5 protein-coding genes and 1 pseudogene are annotated in these 9,929 nt (G+C 75.3%); 2 read left to right on the plus strand and 4 right to left on the minus strand.

The features are described from left to right. Positions 1 to 538: pseudogene (locus ACFV0G_RS26380) on the minus strand (MFS transporter); the annotation flags it as partial. A 202-nt stretch (positions 539 to 740) separates the two neighbouring features. Between ACFV0G_RS26380 and ACFV0G_RS26385 the strand changes: the two are divergent. After that, positions 741 to 1,559, plus strand: a complete 819-nt coding sequence (locus ACFV0G_RS26385) for an MBL fold metallo-hydrolase (protein ID WP_380552848.1) — start codon at positions 741 to 743, stop codon at positions 1,557 to 1,559. Positions 1,560 to 1,578: 19 nt separating this feature from the next. On the opposite strand, the gene treZ is transcribed toward ACFV0G_RS26385, so the two are convergent. From treZ to glgX, 3 genes are all read right to left on the minus strand, one after another. Beyond that, a complete protein-coding gene (gene treZ, locus ACFV0G_RS26390; protein WP_380552851.1) occupies positions 1,579 to 3,315 on the minus strand; it encodes a malto-oligosyltrehalose trehalohydrolase in 1,737 nt (578 codons plus the stop codon). Then, complete coding sequence (treY, locus tag ACFV0G_RS26395) at positions 3,312 to 5,684, minus strand: malto-oligosyltrehalose synthase (protein WP_380552854.1); 2,373 nt, start codon at positions 5,682 to 5,684, stop codon at positions 3,312 to 3,314. Before treY ends, treZ begins: the two co-directional genes overlap by 4 nt. Before the next feature lie 70 nt (positions 5,685 to 5,754). Then, positions 5,755 to 7,866 (minus strand): glycogen debranching protein GlgX, encoded by a 2,112-nt coding sequence (gene glgX, locus ACFV0G_RS26400; RefSeq protein WP_380552857.1) that lies wholly within the window; start codon positions 7,864 to 7,866, stop codon positions 5,755 to 5,757. A 404-nt stretch (positions 7,867 to 8,270) separates the two neighbouring features. On the opposite strand from glgX, the gene ACFV0G_RS26405 reads away from it, so the two are divergent. Next, positions 8,271 to 9,530, plus strand: coding sequence for an SAV2148 family HEPN domain-containing protein (locus ACFV0G_RS26405; RefSeq protein ID WP_380552860.1), 1,260 nt, complete (start codon positions 8,271 to 8,273; stop codon positions 9,528 to 9,530). Positions 9,531 to 9,929 lie beyond the last annotated feature (399 nt).

Raw genomic sequence — 9,929 nt, forward strand, 5'->3', positions numbered from 1 at the left:
GCGCCAGTGCCGTCGCCGCCGACGACGCGGCGACCATGAGCCCGCCGAGCAGCGGGCCGAGCGCGAACACCGTGGACTCGGCGACGGTGTCCAGGCTCAGCGCACGCTGCCGCTGCTCCTCGCCGTCGGCCAGCTCGCCCCACAGGGTGCGCATCAGCGGCCCGACCGGCGGGGGGAAGGCCCCGGCGAGCAGGGCCAGCGCGACGGCGGCCCACGGGGCGAGACCGGCCGCGGAACCGGTGGCCAGGGCGGCCAGCAGCAGCGCGTAACAGGCCGTCAGGGCGGTGAGGGCGCCCGGCCGGCGCTCCACCAGTCGGGCCCGGGCGGGGCCGAGGAGGGCGGCGGCGAGGCCGAACAGGCCGGTCGCGGCACCGGCCGCGGCGTAGGAGCCGGTGCCGTCGCGGAGCGCGAGCAGCAGCGGCAGCGGGAGCACGCCGTAGCTCAGCCGGGCGACGAGCGCGGCGGCGAAGGGCAGGCGGGCACGGGGAAGGGCGAGGACAGCGCGGTAGCCGGCGCCGCCCAGGACGGGGCTGGACACGGGGGATCTCCGGGACTCGGGTCGGATGTGACGGAACGACGGGAGGCCGCCCGGCCCGCACGGCGGGGGGCGGTCTCGGCGCGGTCCGTCAGTGCGGCCCGGAGATGTCCATGCCGCGATGCTAGGCCGGGCCCGGCGCGGCCGCACCGGTTTTTGCCGGGGCCGGTGTGATCTCATGGCCTGGCCCTGCGAAGGAGGCCCGATGCCGCACCCCCCGCTCGACGTCCGCTGGATCCACGGCTCGCCGTCGGCGAAGCACAACACCGACCCGGACATCCAGGTGTACGCCCACGACCCGGACACCTACGTCCTGCGGCAGAACAAGGCGGTCCACTACGAGGCGCCGTTCCTTTTCCTGCTGCTCGGCGACGAGCGGGCGCTGCTGCTCGACACCGGCGCCACCGCCGACCCGGCGCACTTCCCGCTGCGCCGCACCGTCGACGCCCTGCTGGCGCCCCGGCTCGCCGAACGCCCCGGCTACAGGCTGCTGGTGGCGCACACCCACGGGCACGGCGACCACGTCGCCGGCGACGGCCAGTTCGCCGACCGGCCCGCCACCGAGGTGGTGCCCGCCGAGCAGGGCCTCGCCAGGTTCGGCCTGGACGGCGAGCGGACCGCCGAACTCGACCTCGGCGGACGGCGGCTGGAGTGCCTGGCCACGCCCGGCCACCACCCGCACTCGGTGACCTGGTTCGACCCGCGGACCGGCTTCCTGCTGACCGGCGACACCGTCTACCCCGGCCGCCTGTACGTCGACGACTGGCCCGCGTTCACCCGCACCGTCGACCGGCTGGTCGACTTCGCCGACGACCGGCCGGTGACGCACGTCCTCGGCTGCCACATCGAGATGACCAGCGAGCCGGGCGTCGACTACCCGATCCGCACCACCCACCAGCCGGACGAGCCGCCGCTGGAGCTCTCCGTCGCCGACCTGCACGACCTGCGCCGGGCCTGCCGGGAGATCGGCGACCGCCCCGGCCGGCACCCCTACCCGCGGTTCGTCGTCTGCAAGCCGGACTGACCCGCCGCGCCGCGCCCGCTCAGTCCACCCGGACCACCGCGGTGGACTCCGCCGCCAGGTGCAGCGAGCCGTCCGACTCCGGCCAGGCGTCGCCGAACAGCGCCAGGGTCCCGGCGTACGGCCGGTCCAGCGCGATCCGGCACGGCGCCGCGGTGCCCAGGTGGACGACCACCCGGTACGGGCCGCGGTGCACCACCAGCCACTGCCGCTCGGCGTCGTGGTCGACCCGGACGGCGCCGAGGTCCGGGTCGGTCAGCTCGGGGTGCGCCCGGCGCAGCCGGATCAGCCGGCGGTACCAGTCGAGCAGCCCGGCGTGCGGTTCGCGCTCCGGCTCCGACCAGTCCAGCACCGACGCGAGCACGGTCGCGCGGGCCTGCGGGTCGGGGACGTCCTCGGGCCGCCAGCCGTGCTCGGCGAACTCCCGCCGCCTGCCCTGCCGGACGGCCTCCGCCAGCCCCGGGTCGGTGTGGTCGGTGAAGTACTGCCACGGCGTGGCGGCGCCCCACTCCTCGCCCATGAACAGCATCGGCGTGAACGGCGAGGTGAGCACCAGCGCCGCCCCCGCCGCCAGCCGGCCGGGCGTCAGCGTCGCCGACAGCCGGTCGCCGGCCGCCCGGTTGCCGACCTGGTCGTGGGTCTGCAGGTAGCCGAGCAGCCGGTGCCCGTAGGCCGCCGGGAACGGCCGCCCGTGCGAGCGGCCGCGGAACGAGGACCAGGTGCCGTCGTGCAGGAACCCCCGGGTCAGCGTCTTCGCGCAGGCCGCGTACGGATCGGCGGCGAAGTCCGCGTAGTAGCCGTGCGATTCGCCGGTGAGCAGGGCGTGCAGCGCGTGGTGGAAGTCGTCGCTCCACTGCGCGGTCAGCCCCAGGCCGCCGGCCTGCCGCGGCGCGGTCGTCCGCGGGTCGTTCAGGTCCGACTCGGCGATCAGGAACAGCGGCCGGCCGCTCGCCGCGGCCAGCTTCTCCACCTCCTCGGCGAGCTCCTCCAGGAACGGCCGGGCCCGGTCGTCGGCGAGGGCGTGCACCGCGTCCAGCCGCAGCCCGTCCAGCCGGTAGTCGCGCAGCCAGGCGAGCGCACTGCCGATCAGGTAGGCGCGCACCTCGTCCGAGCCGGGCGCGTCCAGGTTGACCGCGGCGCCCCACGGCGTGTGGTGCCGGTCGGTGAAGTACGGGCCGTACAACGGCAGGTGGTTGCCGGACGGGCCGAGGTGGTTGTGCACCACGTCCAGCACCACGCCGAGCCCGCGGCGGTGCGCCGCGTCGACGAACCGCTTCAGGCCCTCCGGGCCGCCGTACGGCTCGTGCACCGCCCACGGCGACACGCCGTCGTACCCCCAGCCGTACCGGCCGGGGAACGGGCAGACCGGCATCAGCTCGACCAGGTCCACCCCGAGGGCGACCAGGTGGTCCAGCCGTTCGGCGGCCGCCTCGAAGGTGCCGGCCGGGGTGAAGGTGCCGACGTGCAGCTCGTACACCACGCTGCCGGGCAGTGCCCGGCCCCGCCACGGCACGTCGGACCAGCGGAACGCGGCGTGGTCGACCGGCCGGCTCGGCCCGTCCGGCCCGGCCGGCTGGCGTGGCGAGCGCGGGTCGGGCAGCGCCGGGCCGCCGTCCAGCCGGAATCCGTAGTCGCCGTCCGGCGCGTCGGCCTGCCACCAGCCGCCGGCGCCGTCCGTGCGCGCCATCGGGTGCGTCCGGCCGTCGACCTCGACCTCCACCCGCCCGGCCTGCGGGGCCCACACCCGGTACGTCCTCATCGGCCCTCCGTCAGCAGCGCCACCGGGTGGTGCTCCAGCAGCCAGGCCACCTGCAGCGGCCCGCCCTCGTAGTGCCGCTGCGTCAGCTCGTCCGTCCACCGGCCGGGCGGCAGCTCCAGCACCGTGTCGCGCCAGCCCCCGGAGCGGCGCAGCCCGTACGGCAGCCGGGTCACCGCGGTGACCACCCGCGGGCCGCGGCCGAACGCCAGCAGGTGGCCGGCGGCCGGGCCGGTCGCCGCCAGCGGCCGGTACGGGCCCAGCGGACCCGACCGGCGCAGGTGCAGGGCGGCCGCGGTGAGGTGGAGCTTCTCCCGGGCGAGGTCGCCGGCCCGGTCGGCCGCGGAGTCGGTGAGCCGCACCGCCAGCGCACCGAGGTCGACCGGGGCCCGGTTGTCCGGGTCGACCAGGGTGTACAGCGGCTCCTCGCTGCCCTGGTAGATGTCCGGCACCCCGGGCACGGTCAGCTGCAGCAGGGCCGCCGCCAGCGTGTTCGACCGGGCGTACGGGGCGAGCAGCTCCACGAAGCCGGCGATCCGCGGACCGGGGCCCGGATTGCCGAGGGCGCCGCGTGCCCAGTCGGCCAGCGCCCGCTCGAACGCCTCGTCTGGCGCCGTCCAGGAGGTGCGGAGCTTCGCCTCGCGGGCCGACTTCAGCACCACCTGGACCAGCCGCTCCTCGTCGAGCGGCCAGGCCGCCAGCAGGGTCTGCCAGATCGCCCAGGCGGACGCCCGGTCCGGACACGGCCCGGCCGCGGCCGTCCAGGCGGCGCACTCGGCGGCCCACGCCTCCGGCAGCTCGGCCAGCACGGCGAGGCGGGCCCGCGCGTCGGCGCTGCGCTTGGTGTCGTGCGTGGACAGCGCCGTCATGCCGCCCGGCCAGTCGGCCTCCTGCTGCCCGCACCACCGGTGGAAGGCGTCCGGGGTGACGCCCGGGTGCGCCGGGTCGCCGCCGACCTCGTTCATCGACAGCAGCGCGTTCCACCGGTAGAACGCGGTGTCCTCGACGCCCTTCGCCGCGATCGCCGAGGTGGTCTGCGCGAACCGCAGGCAGAACTCGTCCTTCTCCGGGCTGCGGCCCAGCCGGCCGAGCGCCAGATCGCGCAGCAGCCGGTCGGCGGGGTCCCCGCCGCCCCCGCCGAGGTGTGCCACCGCCTCCGGCGGCGCCGGCTCGCCGGGCACCACGTACGGCCGGTACACCGGGTACCCGGTGAGCAGCGCGCACAGTGCGTCCCGCAGCACCGGCTCCGGATGGTCGGCCAGGGCCGGCTCGGCGGCGCCGATCCGCCGCACCAGCCGCAGCAGCCGCTCCACCTCGGCGGCCAGCTCGCCGTGCGGGCCGGTCAGCTCGGCCCGGCCGCGCAGCGCCGCCTCGGCGGCACCGGTGCGGTCGGCGACGTCCCGCTGGTAGCCGGCGACCAGCCGCTCGGCGCCCGCGTGGTCGGTCAGCACCCCGTCGATCCGGCGCAGCGCGTCGTAGCCGGTGGTGCCGGCGCACGGCCAGTCCGCGGGCAGCCGCTCCTCGCCGGTGAGGATCTTCTCGACCACCGTGTACGCGCCGCCGGTGGCCTCGGCGAGCCGCCGAAGGTAGCCGCGCGGGTCGGCCAGCCCGTCCGGGTGGTCGACCCGGAAGCCGTCCAGCACGCCCTCGCCGTGCAGCCGCAGCAGCACCTCGTGGGTGGCCCGGAACACCTCCGGGACCTCCACCCGCACCGCGATCAGGTCGTTGATCGCGAAGAACCTCCGGTAGTTCAGCTCGCTGCTGGCCGTCCGCCACCACGCCAGCCGGTACCACTGCCGGGCCAGCAGCTCGACCAGCGGCAGCCGCGCGGTGCCCTCCCGCAGCGGGAAGGCGTGCTCGTGGTAGCGCAGCACCTCGCCGTCGACCACCAGCTGGTCGAGGACCTCGCCGAGCCGGTCGCCGAGCAGCGGCAGCAGCAGCCGCCCGCGCCCCGGCGCGTCCGCCGGCCCGGGCTGCGCCGTCCAGTCGATGTCGAACCAGGCCGCGAACGGCGAGTCGGGACCGTCCCGCAGCACCTGCCACAGCGGCTGGTTGAGCTGCTCGGGCACCGGCAGCGCCATGTGGTTGGGCACCACGTCGGCGATCAGCCCCAGGCCGTGCCGGTGCGCCTCGGCGGCGAGCGAGCGCAGCGCGGCCTCGCCGCCGAGCTGCTCGCTGATCCGGCTGTGGTCGACCGTGTCGTAGCCGTGGGTGGAGCCGGGCGCGGCCTCCAGCAGCGGCGACAGGTGGAGGTGGGAGACGCCGAGCGCGGCCAGGTACGGGACCGCCCGCTCGGCGTCGTGCAGGGTGAAGCCCGGCTGCAGCTGGAGACGGTACGAGGCCGTCGGAGGGCGTGCGGCGGCGGAGGTCATGGGGTGATCCCTACCCGCCCCCGCCGCCCGCTATGGCCCCGGTCGTACGAACGGGGGACCGCGGGAGCCCTCACGCCGGTCGCTGGAGGACCATCAGCGAGCGGTCGGTGAGCCACAGCGCGTCGCCGGCCTTGACCCGGGTGCCGGTGCCGCGCGGGGGCAGCACGGCCTTGGCGGTGTCGACCGCGACCTGCCAGGCCTCGCCGTGGTCGGCGGGGACGGTGAACTCCAGCGGCGCCGAGTGCGCGTTGAACATCAGCAGGAACGAGTCGTCGACGATCTTGCCGCCGCGTCTGTCCGGCTCGGAGATGGCGTGGCCGTTCAGGAACACCGTGAGCGACTTGGCGTAGCTGGTCGACCAGTCCTTGCCGGTCATCTCCTCGCCGCCCGGGGTGAACCAGGCGATGTCGGTGAGCGCGTCGTGGGTGCCGGAGACCGGCCGGCCGTGGAAGAAGCGCCGCCGCCGGAAGACCGGGTGGTCGCGGCGGAGCCAGATCATGCCCTGGGTGAACTCCAGCAGCTCGCTGCTGCCGCCGGCCGGCCACTGCACCCAGGTCAGCTCGTTGTCCTGGCAGTACGCGTTGTTGTTGCCCTGCTGGGTGCGGCCCAGCTCGTCGCCGTGCGCGAGCATCGGCACGCCCTGGGAGAGCATCAGGGTGGCGATGAAGTTGCGCTGCTGGCGGGCGCGCAGCTCCAGCACCGCGGGGTCGTCGCTCTCGCCCTCGGCGCCGCAGTTCCACGAGCGGTTGTGCGACTCGCCGTCGCGGTTCTCCTCGTGGTTGGCCGTGTTGTGCTTCTCGTTGTACGAGACCAGGTCGCGCAGGGTGAAGCCGTCGTGGCAGGTGACGAAGTTGATCGAGGCGATCGGGCGGCGGCCGTCGTCCTGGTACAGGTCGGAGGAGCCGGTCAGCCGGGAGCCGAACTCCGCCAGGGTGGCGTTCTCGCCGCGCCACAGGTCGCGGACGGTGTCCCGGTACATGCCGTTCCACTCCGTCCACAGCGGGGGGAAGTTCCCGACCTGGTAGCCGCCCTCGCCGAGGTCCCACGGCTCGGCGATCAGCTTGGCCTGCGAGACCACCGGGTCCTGCTGGACGAGGTCGAAGAACGAGGACAGCCGGTCCACCTCGTGGAACTGCCGGGCCAGGGTGGCCGCCAGGTCGAAGCGGAAGCCGTCGACGTGCATCTCGGTCACCCAGTACCGCAGCGAGTCCATGATCATCTGGAGCACGTGCGGGCTGCGCATCAGCAGGCTGTTGCCCGTCCCGGTGGTGTCCTCGTAGAACCGGCGGTCCTTGGCCAGCCGGTAGTACGAGGCGTTGTCCAGCCCGCGGAACGACAGCGTCGGCCCCAGGTGGTTGCCCTCGGCGGTGTGGTTGTAGACCACGTCCAGGATCACCTCGATCCCGGCCGCGTGCAGCGCCTTCACCATCGACTTGAACTCCTGCACCTGCTGCCCGCGGTCGCCCGTCGACGAGTACGAGGCGTGCGGGGCGAAGTACCCGATGGTGTTGTAGCCCCAGTAGTTCGACAGCCCGAGGTCGCGCAGCCGGTGGTCCCGGACGAACTGGTGCACCGGCATCAGCTCGATCGCGGTCACCCCGAGCTTGGCCAGGTGCTCGATCAGCGCCGGGTGCGCCACGCCCGCGTAGGTGCCCCGGATCTCCTCCGGGATGCCCGGGTGCAGCTTCGTCAGGCCCTTCACATGGGCCTCGTACAGCACGGTGCGGTGGTAGTCGGTGCGCGGCGGCCGGTCCGTGCCCCAGTCGAAGTACGGGTTGATCACCACCGAGTGCATGGTGTGCGGCGCCGAGTCCAGGTCGTTGCGGCGCTCCGGCGCGCCGAAGTGGTAGCCGTACACCGACTCGTCCCAGTCGATGTCGCCGCTCATCGCCTTGGCGTACGGGTCCAGCAGGAGCTTGGCGCTGTTGTGGCGCTGGCCGAGGCCGGGATTGTGCGGGCCGTGCACCCGGAAGCCGTACCGCTGGCCGGGCTGGACGCCGGGCAGGTAGGCGTGCCGGACGAAGGCGTCCGTCTCGCGCAGCTCGATCGCCGTCTCCGAGCCGTCCTCGTCGAGCAGGCACAGCTCGATCCGGTCGGCGCTCTCGGAGAACACCGCGAAATTCGTGCCCGCCCCGTCGTACGTGGCGCCGAGCGGGTACGGCTGCCCTGGCCAGACCTGCATGAGACCTCAGCTTCCCTACTGCCGGACGGGAACAGGCGCTCCCATCGACCTTCCCGGCCCGGGGCCGGGCCATGTGCGACCCGGCCGCACCGTGACGTACGGCACACGTCGCATCCTCCCCGCCCCCTGCCCACCGACCGAACCCATTCACCCCTTGTTCGCCCGAACGGGTGTCCGCGAGGCGAAAACCGGGCGCACCGGGCCCGCCGCCCACCCCGCCGCCGCAATTGTTGTGCCGTCAACAGGCTGCGTCCCGGGCGGGCCGGGCAGTACCCTTGATCGTCCGGCGGCGCACCCCCTCCGGCCCAGGCGGCGACAGGACCGGCCCGACCCGCCATGGTTGACTTCCGGTCAGTGGACGGACCGTCGCCGCACCCCGGCGGCGGCCGAGAGTGAGGTAGTGCATGGCGTTCCCCGCCGACGGCCGGGGCGACGGCTTCGACGGGCCGGAGCCGGGCCGGAGCGAGGCGCCGACCGTCGTCATGCGCGCCGGCCGCCCCACCGCCCCCGGCCAGGGCGGCCCGCCCGACGGCCCGCCGATCTCCTGGACGGCCGCCGAGTGGGAGCTCGCCCACCACCGCGTCCGCCTCACCGGCCGCGCCTACGTCTGGCTCAACCTCGTCGAACAGCGCCTGCGCGCCCTCGTCGACGAGGCGCTGCGCCCCGTCTACGCACCCGCCCACGGCGAGGACTGGGTGACCGCCGCGGCCGGCCCGGCCGGCGAGGAGTGGGTGCTGCGGGCCGGCGCCGTCCGCGAGGTCAGCCGCCGCAAGGGCTACCTCCTCGACCCCGCCGACGACGACCCGCTGGTCTTCCTGACCCTGCCGCAGCTGCGCGAGCTCATGGTCCAGCACTGGCCCTGCTTCGAGCCCTACGTCCTGGACCGGCGCGAGGTCGAGCTCGCCCTCGACGAGCTCGAGGTCGCCCGGCACGTCGTCTCCCGCAACCGCAGCCTCTCGCAGACCGTCCTCGACCAGACCGAACGGGCCGCCGCCCGGCTGCTCGCCCTGCTCGACGGCGGCTCCGGCGGCATCCCCGCCGACATCGTCGAGGACCTCGTCGCCGGCCGGTACGCCGACGTGGTCGCCGTCCACCCCGACCGCGTCCGCCTCCAGCGCGAGCTGCCCGTCGAGGACCTCCTCGACGGCGCCCGCCGGCTCGACGCGGTCGGCATCGGCCTCGGCATGCTCTGCCAGAACTACACCGGCAAGCGCCTGGTCCGCCTGGCCGGCGACGGCTGCCGGGTCCGGCTGCTCTTCCTCAACCCGGCCAGCAGCGCCGTGCGCCGCCGCGAGCGCGAACTCGGCATCGGCCGCGGCGAACTCGGCCGCTCCGTCGAGATGAACATCATGCACGTCCGCCGCGTCCGCGCCAGGCTGCGCGACCCCGGCGGCTTCGAGATCCGGGTCTTCGACGAGATGCCCCGCTTCACCGCCTACCTGGTGGAGGGGCCGCGCATCCCCGGCCAGGGCACCGGCCGGCGCCGCGCCGGCGACATCGGCATCGTCCAGCCCTACCTGCGGCGCGCCCGCGGCATCGAGTCGCCCGCCCTCGTCCTGCGCGGCGGCGCCGGCCAGGCCCCCGGCGGCACCGAGCCCGGCCTGCTGGAGGTCTACCGCGAGGAGTTCGAGGGCGCCTGGGCGGACTCCCGCGCGGTCTCCTGACCCCGGCCCGGGCGCACACCGCCAGTCGGCGCACCGCACCACCCCCTGCGGGTGGTCCGCCCGCGCCCCGGACCGCCCCCGGCACGCGCCGTCAACGCCGCCCGCACACACGGGAGTTCGCCCCTCCGACCGCCGCCCGGCGGTGCCCGGCCGGCACCCCGCCGGGCACCGGGGCCCGGCACGGTTGATCCGGATGCGAAGCGACCCGCGGCCCCGGCCGGCCGGACGCTCCCGCCGTCCGCCCGACCAGCCGACCCCCGGAGCCCGCCCGATGCCCAGCCAGCCCATAGCCACCGGCACCTGCCCCTTCCCGCACACCGCACCCGCCGGCACCGGCCGCCGCGGCTTCGTCAAGGCGGCCCTGGCCGCCGGCGCCGCCGGCAGCGCCGTCCTCGCCCG

Source organism: Kitasatospora sp. NPDC059571 (assembly GCF_042735675.1).
Lineage (GTDB): Bacteria > Actinomycetota > Actinomycetes > Streptomycetales > Streptomycetaceae > Kitasatospora.